This is a genomic window from Tunturiibacter empetritectus, assembly GCF_014201375.1.
Lineage (GTDB): Bacteria > Acidobacteriota > Terriglobia > Terriglobales > Acidobacteriaceae > Edaphobacter > Edaphobacter lichenicola_D.
The window spans coordinates 569,388-586,558 of the sequence record NZ_JACHDZ010000001.1 but is presented as its reverse complement, the minus strand read 5'-3'; the positions used below and the strand labels follow the sequence as shown (position 1 = coordinate 586,558).

Here is a 17,171-nt window from a genome sequence, read left to right as displayed (position 1 = left end):
TCGAGCTAGACGCCTTTCTTGATCGGCTCCCAGATGAACTTGTGAATCTGTAGTGACAAACGAGCGTCAATTCCATCGGCCATCATCCACTCGACGAGGATGCGAGGGTCGAGAATGGCGTTGTCAGTTGTTCGGAGCAAGCTAGGAGCCTTATTGAACGCGGGGCTCAAAAGAATCTGGCCAGCCTTCTCGTGGAGAGCGTAAGTGCGGATGAAGTCGCGTGCGAAATCGTAGTCTGCTCGATTTGAGATAACGAACTTTACCTCGTCATTTTTCGTGAGCGCGTCGAGATTTTCCATGCGAAAGCTATTGGCTGCGCTGCCCGCCCCGGGGCATTTGACGTCGACAATCTTGTGAACCGCTTTGGGAACATCCGCCAAAGGACGCTCGCCACTGGTCTCCATCATCAAGGTGTAGTTCTGCGCCAGCAGTCGCTCCATCAGCGGCAGCAGTTCCTTAGCCTGGAGCATGGGTTCTCCACCCGTAACCTCAATGAGACGACAAGGAGCAAGCGCTTCAATCTGCGCGACGACCTCATCGGCAGTGAACCCCTTACCGCCCGAGAAAGTGTACTCGGAGTCGCACCAGGCACAGCGAAGGTTGCAGCCCGCAAGGCGCACAAAGATGCATGGGAGGCCAGCGAACGACGACTCGCCCTGGACGGATTTGTAAAGTTCGATTAAATGCATTTCGTGTCGAAAATACTTCAATGGCAAAGGGAGAAGATTGGCCGAACCCATGAGCTTCACTACTCGTAGTAGCGGGCAAAGCTCGTGTCGGTCTCGTAGAGGGTGCAGTCTTTCACGCGGACGCGTCCGCCGGTCATCTCATGAAGCTGACTGCTTGTTTGTTCGTAAAAATACTTGGCAAGATTCTCGGCACTGGGGTTGATCTCTTTGTCAAAGGGTGCAAGGTCATTAATCATGAAATGGTCAAGATAGTCGACAGTCGGGCGCATCACCTGCTTTAGGAGCTTGAAATCAAGCAGCATGCCAGCCTCGTCGAGTTCTTCACCAATAAGCGTGACGAAGACCTTATAGTTGTGGCCATGCGGGTTTTCGCACTTGCCCCGATAGTTACGGAGGTAGTGGCCGGAAGAAAAACCGGCTTCTACAGTTACTTCGAACATGAGTCTAGAGATCCCTTCGATCTTTCAGTGCCGCGTCTGGAGGTGTGTGAGTGGGCTGAGGACGTGGCGGCAGCCTCTCTTCGATTGTACCGTTTTGCGCGGGCGGACGGGGCTAGTGGCGGCGTTTGGCGCGGCGGCTCTCTTCGTCGCGACGCTCAGCCTGCTCGAACAGCGAAGACAGGATGCCAGCGAGCGCGACCAGGAGGCCAACGACAAAGAGGCCAAGCCCCATTGTGCGCCAGAGAGAGGCATCGCCAGGCGAACCGGGCTGCTGGGCAATGTTGGTGTACGCAACACCGCAAGAGATGAGAGCAAACAAGACAAGACTGCCAGCGAGGATGTAGAGGTTGCGTCCCATGCGAGTAGTCCTATTTTACGGTGAGAACGACAGGCGCGAATTTACCTCAGCTTGTAGATGCGAGCCTCCCAACCTGCGAGATTGAAGGTGTCAGTAACAAAACCCGCGGAGTCAAGATTCGAAAGGACAAGGGAGTCTACCTTGACTTTGGCAGGTAGGGTGTAGGCTACAGGGCCTGAGCTAAAGTTCAGCACGACGAGGTATCGATCCGACCCAAGAGTACGAGTGTAGGCGAAGATGGATTTGTTCTCCGGGTCGAGATCTTTGTAGTCGCCATAAACAAAGGCCTGGTGAGCCTGGCGAAGGGCGATGAGCTTCCGAGTGTAGTTGTAGATGGAATTAGGGTCGGCTACTTCGACGCTGGCGTTAATCTGCGTGTAGTTTGGATTTTCCGCAAGCCAGGGCTTGGCTGCCGTCGTAAAGCCGCCATTCGCAGATCCGTCCCACTGCATCGGAGTTCGCGAATTGTCACGACTCGTATGCCGAAGATCGGCAATAAAAGTTTCCTCGGGGACCTTCCCAGTCAGAACGTTCGCCTTATAAGCATTCTTGACTTCAATGTCGTCGAAATCATTAATGCTGCGGAAAGGGTAGTTGGTCATTCCGAGTTCATCGCCTTGGTAAAGGAACGGCGTTCCCCGGAGAGTAAGCAGCATCGTCGCAAGCAACTTAGCAGAAGGGACGCGAAACTCCGGAGAGTCGTCGCCGAAAGTCGAGACGATGCGCGGGTTGTCATGGTTGGAGAGGAAGACCGTATCCCAGCTATGGGTGTCGAGCACTTCCGTGTGGCGAGCATAGATCGCCTTGAGCGTCAGCAGATCAAAAGGCTTCAGCTTGATGCCATCGCGGTTGGAGCGAATGGCGTCGAAGTTGAAGATCATGTTCAGTTCATGGCGGTTATCGCCGACCATGAGGGGAGTCTGTTCAAGAGAGATGCCAAGAGCTTCGCCTACCGTCATGACGTCATACCTGGCCATGACGTTGCGACTCATCTCCTGCAGATAGTCATGCATGTGGGGCCCGTTGGCATAGGCGTTGCCATAGTTGTGGAGTTGGTCAGGAGTCGGGTCCGGGAAGGCCGGATTCTTCGAGATAAGCGGAATCACGTCCATACGAAAGCCATCGACGCCCTTGTCGAGCCAGAATCGCATAAGACTGTAGACCTCTTCGCGAACCTTGGGATTGTCCCAGTTGAGGTCAGGTTGTTTTACGGCGAAGTAGTGAAGATAGTACTGGTCCGTGGTGGGATCGAACTGCCATGCAGAGCCAGAGAAGAACGACGGATCGTTGTTTGGCGGCAGCATCCCAGGCCTGCCATCCGGGCCAGCGGGGCCGGGCCTACCATCACGCCAAAAATAATAGTCGCGGTAAGGATTGTCTTTAGATTTGCGGCTTTCGACGAACCAATGGTGTTCATCAGAGGTATGGTTGACAACGAGGTCGATGATGAGCCGCATGTGGCGCTGCTTGATCCCGGCGAGCATCGTATCGAAGTCAGCCATAGTGCCGAACTCGGCCATCACTTTCCGGTAGTCGCGGATGTCGTAACCGTTGTCGGCGTTAGGCGAGTCGTAGTGCGGGCTGAGCCAGATGACATTAACCCCAAGCTTCTGCAGATAGTCGAGCTTCGAGGTGATGCCGGGAATATCACCGATCCCGTCGCCGTTTGAGTCCTTGAAGGATCGCGGATAAATCTGATAAACCACCGCCTCCTTCCACCATGCGGGCTGGTAGCCATTCACAAGAGCGGGCGCAGGCGTCGGGCTCTGTGACTGAAGCAAGGTCATAGGCGCTAAAGTAGCCAGGAAGAGAGCGAGGGTGGTGAGTTTGGGTGGCTTCACCGAATTATGCTCTACGCATCAATCGAGTGAGTCAAGCGGGGTGCTCAAAGAACTGTTCGACGTCAGAAATCTCCTGCGTGAGCCGGTAGGGCGGGAGAGACTCGAGAAAGATTCGGCCATAGCGCTGACGCTGGATTCGCGGGTCAAGGAGCATGAGGACACCTCGATCGTTGAGCGAGCGGATCAGACGGCCAAAGCCCTGCTTGAGGGTAATCACGGCGTTGGGAATCTGGTAGTCGAAGAACGGTTTGCCGCCAAGTGCTTCGATGGCCTCCATCCGCGCCTCAACGATCGGGTCGGAGGGAACAGCAAATGGAAGGCGGTCAATGATGACGCAGGATAGCTGATCGCCTTGCACGTCGACTCCCTGCCAGAAGGAGGAGGTGCCGAAGAGGACGGCGTTAGGCGTATCGCGGAACTGTTGCAGCAGAACGTGACGTGGCGCAGTGCCGTGCAACAGCAGCGGATAAGGGAGTTCGACGAGCAGTCGCTCGTACGTGTTGCGCATCTGCGCATAGCTGGTGAAGAGGCAGAAGGCGCGGCCCTTCGTAATCTCAAGCACTCGGCGAATGCGCTCGGCCGCACGCTCGGGAAAATCTGGCTCGCGTGGGTCGGGCATATTAGGCGGGAGGTAGAGCAGCGCCTGCTTTTCGTAATTAAAATGCGAAGGGACGATCAGCTCTCGAGCAGTAGTAAGGCCAAGGCGTTTGCGGATGTGGTCGAAGCCACCCGAAACGGTAAGCGTCGCCGAAGTGAGAATGATAGAGCTGTAGCTATCGAAGAGCGACGTAGTCAGCAACTCGGAGACGTCAATGGGAGTCGCTTGCAGATGTGTGTGAAAGCTCGCTTGCCCTGCTCCGCGCGCAAAGTTCCGTACCCCACCGGCGACGCGACGCTCGATCCAGAAGACGGTGTTTCGGTCAGTCGATTCGAGCAAAAAGGCCAGGTGAGCGCGAATGTCAGCAGCACGCTTGCGTAAACCAGAAGCCTCTTCGACATTCTTGAGATGATCGAGTTCGCCTTCGAGTCGAGTAAGCGCATTCAGGGTGGCCGTGTAGGTATCGCCGCTCTCTTCCAGAAAAGCTTCGCGGTGAAGGAAGGGCATGCGTCCCCCGCCATTCGGTATCCCCATGGGATCCGTCGGAAGAACAGAGAAGAACAGGCGCGAGCGGTCTTTGAGAGTAGCGCAGGCGCTCTCGATCGCTGACGTGCTGGCTTGTTTCGCCTTGAGCATCATCTCTACATCGCGCGTAAGCTCGTCAACGCGCTGAGTAGAGAGTCCAATGCCGAAGTAGTTCGAGGCAATCTCTTCCAGCTCATGCGCCTCATCGAAGATGACACAAGCAGCCTCAGGCAAAATACCGGCATCAGGTGCGCCCGCCGCCTGCTGCTTGATGTTCAGGTCCGCAAAAAAAAGATGGTGGTTGACGATGACGATGTCCGACTCGAGTGCCTTGCGCCGCATCCCCGTGACAAAGCAGCGCTCCCAGTCCGGGCAGCTCTGGCCAAGGCAAACCTCGGTGCGGGCATCAAGCTTGTGCCACAAGGCGGAGGCCTCCGGCAGATGATCGAGCTCCGCACGGTCTCCGGTCTCAGTCGTCTTCTCCCACGTCGCAATTTGGTGAAACTGATCAATCTCTTCTAGACCATTCAGAAGGGGGTTATCCCGAAGCGCATAGAGCTTGTGCCGGCAAAGGTAGTTGGCACGGCCCTTCATATAGCAGACCTTGAGCGGCCCAAGAAGAGATTCAAGGAATGGAACATCCTTGAAATAAAGCTGCTCCTGCAGATTCTTGGTGCCAGTGGAGATGATGACGCGCTGGCCCCGCTCTCGGGCTAGCCGCAGAGCAGGCAAAAGATACGCAAGCGTCTTCCCCGTTCCCGTCCCGGCTTCAACAATCAGGTGACGTTTCTCCTTGAAAGCAGATTCAATGGCTCGCGCCATGTCGTACTGCCCTTGACGATGCTCAAAAGCCAGCGAAGATTGAGACAGGATGCCGCCGGGAGCAAAGAAATCATGGAGATTCGGCAGATTCTCCGGCTGAGCGGGCGTAATCGAGATGGGAGCGGTCGTAGACAAGGCAATTTGCTTGAGGATCAGCGGCACAGAAGCTTTGCAATTTCTATAATAGAGGGGGAAGCGAAGAATTAGCGTAATAAGCCTGGCCGCCTGATGCGTGCGCGGGAGAAAGTTGGACGTTCCGTGGCTCAGAAAGACGATAGAAAGCGGTTAGGCAAAAAGCACAGGCAGGCCAGCACGCGGCCCAAAAAAGGTCGTGCCCCGAAGTCCACCCCAACGACGGGGGCCATCGATCCGCGGAAACGGAAGATCCTTTCGACGAAGCGAGCCGCAGTAGACAAGGCTTCGCGAGTCACCAAGCAGTCCCCAGACCGGGAAAAACGGAAGGCGATCCGTCCTGACGGAGCAACCCCCAAAAAGCCGGCGGGGACAGTTCGTCCAAAGCTCGAAAGGCCCGCTGACGGGATTGTCGGGCGACAGACGCCACGTTCGGCGAACGTCGCGGGTCGCGAACGAATCGAGGACGACTGGCGGGATATCGAACTCCTCGCTTCCCAGATGGTCACCGAGACCGAACGCGCCGACGCGCGCGAACTGCCCTTGATCGCGATCTGCGGCCGCCCAAATGTAGGGAAAAGTACCCTCTTCAATCGCCTGACGGGTTCGCGTCGATCGATCGTAGGCGATGAGCCGGGGATTACCCGCGACCGCATCTATGGCGAGATCGAGTGGATGAACCGTGCAGCCAGAATCGTCGATACTGGCGGCGTCGTACCGGACGACGAAGCTCTGATCCCGTCAGAGATATTTCGCCAGGCGAAGGTTGGATTGGAAGAGGCCGATGCGATTGTGATGGTCGTAGATGGCCGTACTGAGCTGGCCTCCCCCGATCTCGAACTTGCGCGACTGCTTTTGCGCGGCGGAAAGCCAGTGTTTCTCGCTGTAAACAAAATGGACACCGACGCAATGCAGTCACAGGCGGAGAACTTCCGTCGCCTTGGATTCAGAAATGTGCTCCCCATCTCGGCCGAACACGGTTCAGGAATGGGCGATCTACTGGATGCGGTCTTCGAGGTACTCCCCGAGCCAGAGGAACACATCGAAGAGCCGGAAGTGATGCTCACGGAAAACGACGAAGCGGAAGAAGATGAGACGGGTCCGGACTTTTCCATCTCTCCCGCGGCGACCCTTATGACGGAAGCGTCAGAGGTTACTGCGCCGAAGCGACCACGTATGCTCCGATCGCACGGTGAGTATGAGAGCCGCGAGACGAAGATCGCGATCATCGGACGACCGAACGTCGGCAAGAGCACGCTTCTGAATGCTCTCACTGGAACCCAGCGGGCCATCGTCTCACCCATCGCAGGAACCACTCGCGATGCCGTCGACGAGGTGGTGGAGCGCGGCGGCCACGCATTCCGATTTGTCGACACCGCAGGAATTCGCCGGAAGGGCAAGACGAAGCTGATGGCCGAGAAGCTGTCAGTCATCATGGCCCGAAAGCATCTGGAAGCCGCGGACGTCTCGTTGCTGATCATTGATGCAGCGGAGGGTGTTGCCGCGCTCGACGCGAACATCGGCGGCTATGCGCACGAGAGCGGACGCAGCGTAATTATCGTCGTCAACAAGTGGGATCTGATGACTCGCACCGGCAAAGATGGCATGCGCCTCTTCGACGGCAAACCGCCAGCCGATCAAAAGCTCTACGAGCAGGACGTTCGGGACAAGTTGAAATACCTCGAATATGCGCCGTTGCTGTTTATCTCGGCAGCCGATGGGAAAAACATAGAATCCGTCTTCAAAAAAGTAGAGTTGGTCGCACGAGAGAGACGAAAACGCGTAACCACCGGCCAGATGAACCGTTTTCTGGAGAAAGTAGACTTCCAAAAGGCAAGCGTGCCGATGAACAAGCGCGTCCGGATCTACTACATGACGCAGGGTGCGGTTGCTCCTCCGACGTTTGTGCTCTTCACGGATAAGGATGTGAAAATGCACTTCTCGTTCGAGCGCTTTCTGGGCAACCAGATCCGGGAGAACTTCGGGTTTATCGGAAGCCCAATCTGGTTCAAGATCAAAGCCCGAAACAAGAAAAAAGCAGAGTAGAAACCGAGAGTTAAACTGGACTGAACTGCGGAGAAGCCACTTCCGGAAACGGAGGCGGCCCTTTCACGGCACGGAACAGTGTCTCCTACCTTGCGAAGGCGAGCCACTCCTTCCAGGCAACGAGAGCACGATCACATTGGAGTTTGTGGCGCTCTTTTTTGTCGCGGATTGTTTTTCTAAGATTCTCTTCCAGAGGGGGCAGGAGGTCGAAGGTGATGTTGGCCGGTTGAAACTTTTTCGTGTCGGCATGGGTAATGTAGTGGGTCAGCGAGCCGTTAGCGCTCAGGCGAGGCGCAATTGCGGGCACGTTGCCGTTCGCGATCGATGCAGCATAGATTCCCGCAAGCATCCCAGACGCGATCGACTCGGTATAACCTTCAACGCCGCTGAGCTGACCAGCGATCATAATGCCCGCGTGCCCTTTGAGCTGGAGGCTTTCAGTAAGCAGCGACGGGGCGTGGATGTAGGTGTTTCGGTGGATCTGACCGTAGCGCAGAAAAGTAGCGTTCTCGAGGCCGGGAATAAGTTTGAGAACACGGTTTTGTTCGCCGTACTTCAAATGATTCTGGAAGCCTACAAGGTTGTAAGAGTCGGCGCGGAGATTCTCCTGGCGGAGCTGAACGACCGCATAAGGCCACCGGCCTGTCTTTGGATCGGTGAGCCCAACGGGCTTCATAGGACCGAAGCGAAGCGTATCGCGACCACGACGGGCCGTCTCTTCAATGGGGAGGCACCCTTCGAAGTACTGAAGCTTCTCGGCCGTTCCGGTCACAGGAAACTTCTCCCAGTCCTTCGATTCCACCGCCTCCGCAGTCGTCAAGGCCTCCATGAACCGCTCGTACTCTTCTTTGGTGAAGGGACAGTTGATGTAGTCGGCGGTGCCTTTGTCATATCGCGCCGCGAAGTAGACCTTCGACATATCGATGGTCGAGGCGTCAACGATAGGAGAGATGGAGTCGTAGAAAGCCAGATGGTCAGACCCAGTAAGGCGTTGGAGTTCGTCGGCAAGCGCCGCGCTGGTCAGCGGACCTGACGCAAGGATCGTGAGAGTGTCAGGGTCAGCCTCGTTGAGCGCAGTCACCTCTTCACGGTGAACACGAATGCGAGGCTCCGCGGCGATGCGTTCGGCGACGCGTTTGGAGAATTCAACGCGGTCAACCGCAAGCGCATGTCCAGCAGGAACAGCCGTAGCATCCGCTTCGGCAAGCAGGATGCTGCCCGCGCGTCGCATCTCCTGCTTTAGCAGCCACGGAGCAGTATTTTCGGACTCTGACTTCAGTGAGTTGGAGCAGACGAGTTCGGCAAAATCAGAGGTCTGATGCGCTTCAGTGGAACGCGTCGGGCGCATCTCGTAAAGATCGACCTCGCAGCCACGTTTTGCTGCCTGGAGTGCTGCTTCGGGGCCGGCCAGACCGCCGCCGATGATCTTAATTCTTCTGGTTGTCATGCCTCCCCCTCCTCCCTTGTTTTCTGTCAAAGTATTCCAACGAAACAACTTACACCTGGACTTAGTTCGTAAGCTATTGGTCCCAGGGGTGAATTTTGGGCAAAGCCTTCCATCCACAGGACTTACCTGCGATATTGCAGGATGAAGTAACTTGAATTTGATCTTGCCCCCTGTCTCTAATTATACCGGCGGCGTCAAGCTCCCGACCGCGAGACCTAGCCATGCAGAACCGATAAACGGAAGTCTCGACTGAAAAATCCCCTCTCTGGGAATACCCCGTTCGTGTAGTGGGGAGATGGTTGGCTATCGGTCATAATGACAACTTAAGAGGTCTCCCATGGACCAGACGCTGGTAGATGTTTTTGAGCAGGCCCGCAAAGTGGTCGCCGATGCAGACCGTAAGGTTGCAGAAGAAGAGGAACGGCGCAGAGAGAGTGAGCGAGAGAGTCTGATGCAGCAGCTCGGCGTCCGCATCGAAGATGCCTTCGACTTCACCAGCAAGGAAAAGCTGGAGTTGGAACCGCGCCTTGATGTTCAGGACGGCGTTGCAGTCGTGGAGTTTGTGGTCAGGAGTCTGCGGGCCATCTTTCTGCTGTCCCCAAATGAAAGCAATACATGGACGCTTCAGGTGATCGCGGACGGCCGTGAGCCGCAGGTGCTTAGCGAATTCCAAGGTGGGACGAAGACCGAACCTGCATCCCGGCGTCTGGCAGCGGCGCGGATCGTGACGATGGTTGGCGACTGCGTTCAAAACGCCAAAAGACCACCGCAGGCTGCTCCGAACACAAAACCATCATCAAGATTGCAACTCCATGACGACACGAAGCCCCAACGCACTTACGGAACCATGGGCAAATTCATGGGCGTCTAGCCCATATTTCTACTTAGACAGCGCGGCTAGGGCTTTCAATGGCTTGCCGGAGACCTGCATGCCCTTCCACTCGGTTTTCATGACTGCTCCCAGGGAGTGGTAAAAGTCGATGGAGGGCTGGTTCCAGTCGAGCACGCTCCACTCAAAGCGAGGACAACCTTCTGCTACGGCGATTGCGGCGACGCGAGTGAGGAGAGCTTTGCCGATTCCCTTCCCGCGATACTCAGGGCTGACGTAGAGGTCTTCGAGATAGATGCCTGCGTGACCGCGCCAGGTGGAATAATTGTAGAAGTAAAGAGCGAAGCCGGCGGGGGTGGCCGCGTCTGCGTCGGTCAACTCCGCCATGATGCAATCGAAGCGCCTGGTCTCTCCGAAGCCGTCGCGCAGGAGGTCGTCTTCGGTGGCGAGGACAGCGTCCGGTTCGCGCTCGTACAGGGCGAGGTCGCGGATGAACCGCAGTATCTGCGGGACGTCGGCTGGGGTGGCGGTACGAAGGGTGATGGATTCCATGGTCTGAAACAGATTATTCGATTGTGGCTTGCAGCGTGCTCAAGTTATGGGTTTGACTTTGCTCCGGATTGGGCAGCGAGCCACTTGTCGAAGGGAATATTGAAATCGAAGAGCTGCTTTTTGTTGCCGTCTTTGTCCGCTACGGTGTGGACCATCTTGACGTAGAGCTCAGCGCCCTTCAATGGCTGGTCAGGCAGTTGGCGAACGTCATAAAAAAGATAGCCGTCCAGGGTGCTGTGCGGGTTGACCGTGGTTCCATTGAAGCCGAAGTCGTTATCGTCTTTGGTGATCTGCTTATCGACAGGCTTGTCGTGAACGGTGACTGGCGGTAAGGGCAGCGGAAGAGGAATCTTCCGGCCGGCCGTACCCTTGGTGGAGAAAAGCCGGCGTTGAAGATCATCGTCGGTCGCAGCCGGAATCTTGTCGTTGTTGATGGAAATGAACTGGATACGGGCGTCGTCGAGAGAGAGCGCCGCGTCGCTGTCGTTCGTAAAGATGACGCGGACAGCGACAAAACCGTGCTGAATATAAGGGAGCCGGAAGAAGTCGCAGTCTTTAGGGTTGTCGCAAGGATCAGCCGCAACAGTGACCTTTTCGTTGGGGTGCACCTCGAAGGCAGCGTACTGGTTGGCTGGTTTTACCGGCGGCGCTTTCTTATCAGCGGCCAAAGCACTGCCCGCAAAAAAGCAGAAACTAGTTACTAGTAGGATCGGAGTCGAGGGGAACCGGTGGGACTTCATAGCCAGGGTTGATTATCATCTCCGCTGGCGTACAACGTAAAGCGAGGGCTCGGCGACGGTGATGATGGTGGTCTATAGCGCGTTGCTGGTGGCCGTGCTGGTGGTAGGCGCTCCCTACTGGCTGGTGCGGATGGCAACCAGCGGGCGATACCGGGCAGGGCTACGAGGACGGCTGGGACTTGTACCGAAGAGCTTGCAAACGGTGGTCGCCGGGCGAAGCGTTATTTGGGTGCATGCCGTAAGCGTCGGCGAGGTGATGGCCGCAACCCGGTTGATACGCGAACTGAACGTGAGGCTGCCGGGTTCGCTAGTGGCGGTTTCGACGACCACGGAGACGGGTCAGAGGCTGGCAAAGGAGAGACTGCCCGATTCGCCCGTGTTTTATCTGCCGCTGGACCTCAAATTCCCAGTAAGGAGGTACTTGCGCGTGCTGAGACCGCAGATGCTGGTCCTTATGGAGAGCGAGCTGTGGCCGCGGCTGATCGCCGAGTGCTCCAAAGATGGAACTCCGGTCGTAGTGGTGAATGCGCGGATCTCGGATCGTTCGTTTCCCCGCTACATGCGGCTGCGGCGTCTGTGGCGACCATTCCTGGAGATGATCACTCTGTTCCTTGCACAGAGTGCCGAAACCGCGGACAGGTTGATAAAAATCGGCGCTCCCGAGACGCGGGTACGGGTGACCGGGAATCTGAAGTATGACGTGCAAACAAGAGCCGACAACGACATGACGAGACGAATCACGTCGACGCTATCCGGAACCAGGCTGATCGTCGCGGGGAGCACCCTTGCCGACGAAGAGGAGACGCTTCTCGCTGCGTGGTCTGCGATCCGGCAGGCTGTTCCCGATGCGGCGCTCCTGATAGCTCCGCGCCATACCGATCGCTTCGATGAAGTCTTACAGCTGATTCGAAAAAATGGATCCCCGTTCGTTCAATGCAGCGAACTCATGCAGAACGCTGAGCCCATCGCGGGCGGAACAATTCTCTTTCTGGACACGATAGGAGACCTTGCATCTGTTTATGCTCTGGCATCGGTAGCCTTCGTCGGGGGGAGCCTGGTTCCCAAAGGCGGACATAACCCGCTTGAGCCCGCACAGTTTGGCGTGCCGATTGTCATGGGGCCTTCCTTTGAGAACTTTCGTGAGATCGTTGAGACCATGCAAGAGGCAAACGCGATTCGTATCGTAGCCAGAGAAAAACTTACTGAGACGTTGATCGAAATGTTGCGAGAGAAAGACGACTCCCACGCACTTGGGGAACGCGCCAGAGTAGTATTTCAATCTCAGTCAGGATCGACAGTGCAAACAGCTCAGGCCATCGTGGCGCTGTTGGAGGAGAAGGCGGGGACGGCGCGATGAGCGTGCGACGGCCATGGCTGCTTCCGCTGGCTCCCCTTTACGGTGCTGCGCTTGCGTTGAAGAAGCAACTTTTTGCATGGGGCTGGTTGAAGCGCAGCCACCTCGAAAGCACTGTGATCAGCGTGGGCAGCGTCTCAGCGGGCGGCGCAGGCAAAACGCCTTTTGTGTTGATGCTGGCCGGTATCCTGCGTCATCGCGGCTATGCAGTGCGAATCCTGACGCGAGGCTACAAGCGCAGTTCGGAGATGATCGCAAGGGTCGAACCGTTCGATGACGCCCGCTGGCATGGCGATGAACCCGTCCTGCTGGCACAGCGCTCCGGAGTGCCGGTGTACGTGGGAGCAGACCGCTATCAGGCTGGCGTGATGGCGGAACAGGGCGAGCCCTCGGAGAAGCTGGTCGTTCATCTGCTGGACGACGGATTTCAACACCGGCGACTCGCCCGCGATATAGACATCGTTTTGCTAACTCAGGAAGATGTCGACGACACGCTGCTGCCAGCCGGAAACCTCAGAGAACCGCTTGAGGCGATATCGCAGGCGGACGTAGTGGTTCTCCGCGAGGAAGAGGCGGACTCGCTTCGAAGCGTAGTCAACGGATTGAGCGAGGCGAAGAAGAAGCCGTCGATCTGGACCATTCGCCGAACCCTCAGTCTGGGCGAGGGCGGCGAAGTAGCCCTGCCCACAATGCCGCTTGCCTTCTGCGGAATTGCAAGACCCGAAAACTTTACCAGGATGCTGGCGGCGCAGGGTTATGAGCCCGTAAAGACAGCAGCCTTCGAAGATCACCATGCTTACAACGAAGACGATATCGCCCATTTGATGCGGCAGGCTCGCGGGGTCGAAGCGAATGGATTTGTAACCACCGAGAAGGACTCCGTGAAGCTGACGCCGATCCTGCGAGACAGGCTCGAGACGGTGGGACCCATTGTGGTCGCACGCCTCTGCGTGGAGTTGCTGGACGAGAAGCAGTCGCTGGAGCAGTTAGTAACGATGGTGGGCAGACTGGATCGCCGCCACCACTAGAATCCGTAGGGATCGGACCCGCGTGAGAAAATGATGCCTTGGCCATCGAACTCCAGCCCTCTCCCTCGCTCAGTGTCGCAACCCATGCGTCTACTTATTCGCGAAGCGTCCTGATCGTACGGATTGGTGCTATGGGAGATGTGCTCCACGCAATGCCTGCGGTCGCGGCCCTACGGCAACAGCATCCCGAGTGGCTTATCGGCTGGGCGATCGAGCCGGCCTGGAGTGTACTGCTGCAGGCGTCAACCGACTTCAACCGTATCCCCCGAAAAACCGAGCGCAGCGACAGGAAACCATTGGTCGATCGATGGCACCCTGTGCCGGCCAGAGCCTGGAGCAAGCACCCCGTTGCTCTATCCACGCTGGCCGAGATCAAGACGACGCGTCGCGAACTCCGAAGGTCCCGATATGACATCTGCGTCGACATGCAGGGTTCGATCAAGTCAGCATTCGTGGGGCGAATGGCCGCCGCATCAGTATTTGCCGGTCCGTCGAAGCCCCGGGAGGCACCCGCAAGCTGGCTCTATAGGCAACGAATTCCAACCAGCGCGACCCATGTAGTCGAGCAGGGGTGCGAGTTGCTCAGCGCCGCAGTAGGAGAAACTCTGAGACCAGCAGCCGTCACGCTTCCGGTAGATCCAAAGGCTGAGTTATGGTGCGACAGACTTCTAGCTCAAATATCCCTGACCGGAAAAAGGTTCGCGTTCCTCGCACCTACTGCCGGCTGGGGAGCGAAGCAATGGCCCGCGGAGCGATATGGTGCCCTCGCTGCCGCCCTCGGCCACGCCGGCTACCATTCGCTGGTCAACGAAACTCCAGGCCATCGATTCGCAGATGCCGTCGTCAACGCAAGTGAAGGTTTTGCAACCGCCGTTCCCTGCTCCGTCGAGCAGATGATCTCTCTCCAACGCCGAGCCGGTGTAGTGATAGCCGGAGACACCGGACCACTGCATCTCGCAGCCACGCTGGAGCGGCCAGTCGTCGGCCTATACGGCCCCACCGATCCCTCCCGGAATGGTCCCTACATGCCCGACACTTCAAAGGTCCGAGTATTGCGCCACGAGTCCAGCCGGACCGACCACTCCCGCCATAAGGAGACGGAGACAGGGCTCATGCAGATATCGACCGAGGAGGTAGTCGAAGCAGCGCTCGAGCTACTTCGCGACGGACAGGATAAGGTAAGACTGTGAGCGAACGAACGACATGGCAGAGAATCGCACGGCGGATTCGCGTACCGCTGGGATTCGTCTTTGCCGCAGTATTTCTGTGGCTGGCCAGACCGACCGGTAAGACCATGCTGCTGAGCCTCCTGCTGGTAGTGCCGGGCGTATGGCTCCGAGCCTACGCGGCGGGATATGTGCGCAAGAACGCCGAACTGACCTTCACCGGCCCCTACGCCTATACGCGAAATCCTCTCTACCTGGGCTCCATGCTGATCGCCTTCGGATTCGCAGCAGCGGCAGGCAGCTGGGTGATCCTGATTGCGTTGACCACGCTCTTCGCCGCCATCTACATCCCCACCATCCAGAGCGAGGAAGCCTATCTGCGAGAGCACTTTGCAGACTTCGACAACTACTCCGCCAAGGTGCCCCGCCTGCTGCCGCGACTGACCCCGGCAACGTTTCCCGCAAATCAGAACGCCAGCGGCGGCAGGTTCTCCTGGCAGCAGTGGCAGCACCACCGCGAGTACAATGCTCTAATGGGTGCTGGCGCGATCTATCTGGCGCTGGCGGTCCGGCTTTTTCTCCATCACCGCGGGGTTTTGGAGAGTCTGCGCTAAGGCGTGGAGGGCTGGGGCAGCCCACAAACTTCAACTCGTGAGAGTGCTGCCCTTTGCTGAAGCCGGAACGGTCTTTTCTTGCACTTTTCTTCCTGATGTTGTGTTCCACGGCTTCGCTAACGGCGAGAGCGCAGCTTCTAGGGTTAGGACCCAAGCCGACGCCGGCTCCTGTTGTCATTCCAACCCTGCAGCCGCCACAGCCCGGTTTTACCTTCCCCGAGAAACAAACCCTCACCTTTACCGTTGACTGGCGCGTGTTTACGGCCGGCACCGCAGTCTTTCAGCTAGAGCAGCAGGGGACAGTGCAAAAGATTGCGGCTACAGCTGACTCAACCGGCGCCGTGACCATGCTCTTTCCCGTCATAGACAAGTTCCAGGCAGGATTCGACACCAAGACCGGTTGCTCCACCGGCTTCACCAAACAGCTGCAGGAGGGACGCCGCAAGGTCTCCAGCGAGCTGAGCTTCGACTACTCCCAGGGTAAGCAGAAGCAGATCGAAAAGAACCTCGTAAAGGGCACTTCGAAGGAGGAGGTAGCCTCGATTCCAGCATGCGTAACCGACTCCCTCTCCGCAATCTTCTACGCGGCGTCCCAGCCGATGGCAGTCGGTCAAAGCATCCGATTTCCCCTGGCGGACTCGATGCGCACCGTCACCGTGGCCATGAAGGTCGAGTCCAAAGAAGAGATCAAAACCCCCGCGGGAACCTTCCAGACCCTCAAAGTAGAGCCGACCGCCGATGAGGGCATCGTAAAAAATCGCGGACACATCTGGGTCTGGTACACCGACGACGCACGCCACATGCCCGTGCAGATTCAGGCACGTCTCTTCTGGGGAACGATCACCTTCCACCTGCAGTCGTACGATACGAAATAAGAAGAAAGACGGTTTTTTGATGACAGATCCGACAGACCCGACAGACCCGACAGACCCAAAGCACGATGCAGCATCAGATCCACACCAAGATCCAGACAAGTTCGTGACCGTAGGCAAGTTTCTCGAGCCCGTGAACGCCCAGATGGCGAAGGGGCTGCTCGAATCAGCAGGAATCGAGTGTTTCCTGCAGGGTGAGAACGCCAACAGCCTGCTGGCGCTGGCGTTTCGAGCGCGTCTGCTGGTGCACAAGCAGGACGAAAAGACCGCACGCGAGATCCTCGGCGAATCCGTTGGCGAGTTGACCGGAGATGATCTGACCCCGGCGGAACAGCACGAGCTCGAGGCGGGCGATGACGACTGAACCGAGCCGCCCACGTGCCGTACTCTGCCTGTCAGGCGGAATGGACTCCTCCGTCTGCGCCGCGCTCGCTGCCCGGGACTACGACCTCTTCGCAGTCCACTTCAGCTACGGCCAGAGGACTGAAGCGCGCGAGCTGCACTCCGCCCAGGAGGTAGCCCGCATCGTAGGAGTGAAAGAGCTGCTGCATCTGAAGATCGATCTGTTTCGCCGGATCGGAGGCTCGGCGCTCACCGACACCTCAATCGCCGTGCCCGTTGCGGCAGACGAAGCGGCCATCGGAAACGAAGTCCCCGTCACCTACGTCCCCTTCCGCAACGCACATTTTCTCTCCGCCGCCGTAAGCTGGGCGGAGGTTCTTGGCGCAGAAAAGGTCTTTATCGGCGCAGTCGAGCAGGATAGCTCGGGATACCCCGACTGCCGCCCCGCGTACTACGAGGCGTTCAACCAACTCATCCGGATGGGCACCAAAGACGGACGAATCGAGGTCGTCACGCCACTGATCCAGATGCGCAAGAGCCAGATCGTCCGGTTGGGAGTTGAACTCGGTGCACCGTTCCATGTAAGTTGGTCATGCTATTCCGGCGAGACCGAAGCCTGTGGCGTCTGCGAGAGCTGCGTTCTGCGACTGCGGGCATTTCGCGAGGCCGGAGCGGTCGATCCCATACCGTATGCGGTCGCGTGACCGTTGCATTTTGCATCAAATTTTGAGGAAGCAGAAGCCGTTTTTCAACGAAGACTTACGCCCGCACCTCTG

The 17,171-nt window shown here is 57.5% G+C and carries 17 protein-coding genes; 9 read left to right on the top strand and 8 right to left on the bottom strand.

Features of this window, described 5'->3' with window-relative positions; genetic code table 11:
- Positions 1–5: 5 nt before the first annotated feature.
- From HDF10_RS02545 to yoaA, 5 genes are all read right to left on the bottom strand, one after another.
- Positions 6–689: a 7-carboxy-7-deazaguanine synthase QueE gene (locus HDF10_RS02545; RefSeq protein ID WP_183810138.1), complete on the bottom strand. Its 684-nt coding sequence runs from the start codon at positions 687–689 to the stop codon at positions 6–8.
- A gap of 59 nt (positions 690–748) precedes the next feature.
- Positions 749–1,129 (bottom strand): 6-carboxytetrahydropterin synthase QueD, encoded by a 381-nt coding sequence (gene queD / locus HDF10_RS02540; protein ID WP_183810136.1) that lies wholly within the window; start codon positions 1,127–1,129, stop codon positions 749–751.
- Between the two features lie 112 nt (positions 1,130–1,241).
- Complete coding sequence (locus tag HDF10_RS02535; RefSeq protein ID WP_183810134.1) at positions 1,242–1,487, bottom strand: hypothetical protein; 246 nt, start codon at positions 1,485–1,487, stop codon at positions 1,242–1,244.
- Positions 1,488–1,528: 41 nt separating this feature from the next.
- A complete protein-coding gene (locus HDF10_RS02530) occupies positions 1,529–3,328 on the bottom strand; it encodes a glycoside hydrolase family 13 protein (RefSeq protein ID WP_311732641.1) in 1,800 nt (599 codons plus the stop codon).
- 31 nt (positions 3,329–3,359) lie between these two features.
- Entirely contained in the window at positions 3,360–5,408 is a 2,049-nt protein-coding gene (gene yoaA / locus HDF10_RS02525) for a DNA repair helicase YoaA (protein ID WP_183810131.1), read from the bottom strand.
- A 123-nt stretch (positions 5,409–5,531) separates the two neighbouring features.
- Between yoaA and der the strand changes: the two genes are divergently transcribed.
- The gene (der, locus tag HDF10_RS02520; RefSeq protein ID WP_311732640.1) at positions 5,532–7,451 is read left to right on the top strand and encodes a ribosome biogenesis GTPase Der; all 1,920 of its coding nucleotides are present in this window, start codon (positions 5,532–5,534) and stop codon (positions 7,449–7,451) included.
- An 85-nt stretch (positions 7,452–7,536) separates the two neighbouring features.
- On the opposite strand, the gene trmFO is transcribed toward der, so the two are convergent.
- Positions 7,537–8,898, bottom strand: coding sequence for a methylenetetrahydrofolate--tRNA-(uracil(54)-C(5))-methyltransferase (FADH(2)-oxidizing) TrmFO (gene trmFO, locus HDF10_RS02515; protein WP_183810127.1), 1,362 nt, complete (start codon positions 8,896–8,898; stop codon positions 7,537–7,539).
- A gap of 337 nt (positions 8,899–9,235) precedes the next feature.
- Here trmFO and HDF10_RS02510 point away from each other — a divergent pair, with 337 nt between their 5' ends.
- Positions 9,236–9,769 (top strand): hypothetical protein, encoded by a 534-nt coding sequence (locus HDF10_RS02510; RefSeq protein WP_183810124.1) that lies wholly within the window; start codon positions 9,236–9,238, stop codon positions 9,767–9,769.
- Positions 9,770–9,778: 9 nt separating this feature from the next.
- Here the strand turns inward: HDF10_RS02510 and HDF10_RS02505 are convergent, their stop codons facing one another.
- Both HDF10_RS02505 and HDF10_RS02500 read right to left on the bottom strand, forming a co-directional pair.
- Complete coding sequence (locus HDF10_RS02505; RefSeq protein ID WP_183763990.1) at positions 9,779–10,279, bottom strand: GNAT family N-acetyltransferase; 501 nt, start codon at positions 10,277–10,279, stop codon at positions 9,779–9,781.
- A 44-nt stretch (positions 10,280–10,323) separates the two neighbouring features.
- On the bottom strand, positions 10,324–10,947 hold the full coding sequence (locus HDF10_RS02500) for a hypothetical protein (RefSeq protein ID WP_260177563.1): 624 nt from the start codon (positions 10,945–10,947) through the stop codon (positions 10,324–10,326).
- 133 nt (positions 10,948–11,080) lie between these two features.
- Between HDF10_RS02500 and HDF10_RS02495 the strand changes: the two genes are divergently transcribed.
- From HDF10_RS02495 to queC, 7 genes are read left to right on the top strand one after another with little or no spacing between them, the layout of a single operon-like run.
- Positions 11,081–12,376, top strand: a complete 1,296-nt coding sequence (locus HDF10_RS02495; protein ID WP_311732639.1) for a 3-deoxy-D-manno-octulosonic acid transferase — start codon at positions 11,081–11,083, stop codon at positions 12,374–12,376.
- Complete coding sequence (gene lpxK / locus HDF10_RS02490) at positions 12,373–13,401, top strand: tetraacyldisaccharide 4'-kinase (protein ID WP_183810120.1); 1,029 nt, start codon at positions 12,373–12,375, stop codon at positions 13,399–13,401. The genes HDF10_RS02495 and lpxK overlap by 4 nt, the downstream gene beginning before the upstream one ends.
- Before the next feature lie 38 nt (positions 13,402–13,439).
- Positions 13,440–14,591: a glycosyltransferase family 9 protein gene (locus tag HDF10_RS02485; protein ID WP_260177562.1), complete on the top strand. Its 1,152-nt coding sequence runs from the start codon at positions 13,440–13,442 to the stop codon at positions 14,589–14,591.
- Complete coding sequence (locus HDF10_RS02480) at positions 14,588–15,181, top strand: methyltransferase family protein (protein ID WP_183810118.1); 594 nt, start codon at positions 14,588–14,590, stop codon at positions 15,179–15,181. The genes HDF10_RS02485 and HDF10_RS02480 overlap by 4 nt, the downstream gene beginning before the upstream one ends.
- A gap of 53 nt (positions 15,182–15,234) precedes the next feature.
- Positions 15,235–16,056, top strand: coding sequence for a DUF3108 domain-containing protein (locus HDF10_RS02475; RefSeq protein WP_406705565.1), 822 nt, complete (start codon positions 15,235–15,237; stop codon positions 16,054–16,056).
- A gap of 19 nt (positions 16,057–16,075) precedes the next feature.
- On the top strand, positions 16,076–16,417 hold the full coding sequence (locus tag HDF10_RS02470) for a putative signal transducing protein (protein WP_183810116.1): 342 nt from the start codon (positions 16,076–16,078) through the stop codon (positions 16,415–16,417).
- Positions 16,407–17,099: a 7-cyano-7-deazaguanine synthase QueC gene (queC, locus tag HDF10_RS02465; RefSeq protein ID WP_183810114.1), complete on the top strand. Its 693-nt coding sequence runs from the start codon at positions 16,407–16,409 to the stop codon at positions 17,097–17,099. Before HDF10_RS02470 ends, queC begins: the two co-directional genes overlap by 11 nt.
- Positions 17,100–17,171: the final 72 nt, after the last annotated feature.